Source organism: Acrocarpospora macrocephala (assembly GCF_009687865.1).
In the GTDB taxonomy this organism is placed as follows: Bacteria; Actinomycetota; Actinomycetes; order Streptosporangiales; family Streptosporangiaceae; genus Acrocarpospora; species Acrocarpospora macrocephala.
This window is the reverse complement of sequence record NZ_BLAE01000086.1, coordinates 48,075-48,664: the sequence shown is the minus strand read 5'-3', so window position 1 is coordinate 48,664 and position 590 is coordinate 48,075.

Here is a 590-nt window from a genome sequence, read left to right as displayed (position 1 = left end):
CACCACCACCGGCCATCCCACGCATGACGCCGACTCCACCCATGCAGCGTCCGGCGCATCCACCATGCCCGCCACGCCCGCCACGGGGGCGCCGCCAACGCAGAGCACAGCCGGACACGCCGACACCGCCGCGGCCGACGCAGTTGCAGCCGACACCGCTGACACCGACACCGCCAACGCCACTGGCTCCAGCGATACCCGGCCCGGAACACCTCCGGCCGGTGACGGCTCAACCTGCCGCGCAGGCGGTCCCCGCCACACTGAAGGAACGGCTTCAGCCGGAGCGGGTACAGGCAGCACGAGCACAGGTTCAGCCGGAGCGGGTGCCGACAGCGCGAGCACGGGTTCGGCTGGGACGGGTGCCGACAGCGTGGACACGGGTTCAGCCGGAGCGGGTACAGGCAGCACGAGCACGGGTTCAGCCGGAGCCGGTACCAGCAGCACAGACACGAGTTCAGCCAGAGCCGGTACCAGCAGCGCGAGCACGGGTTCGGCCAGGGCAGGTGCCGGCAGCACAGACACGGGTTCGGCCGGGGCGGGTGCCGACAGCACGAGCACGGGTGAGGGGCCGGTGGAGGACGCGTGCGGGA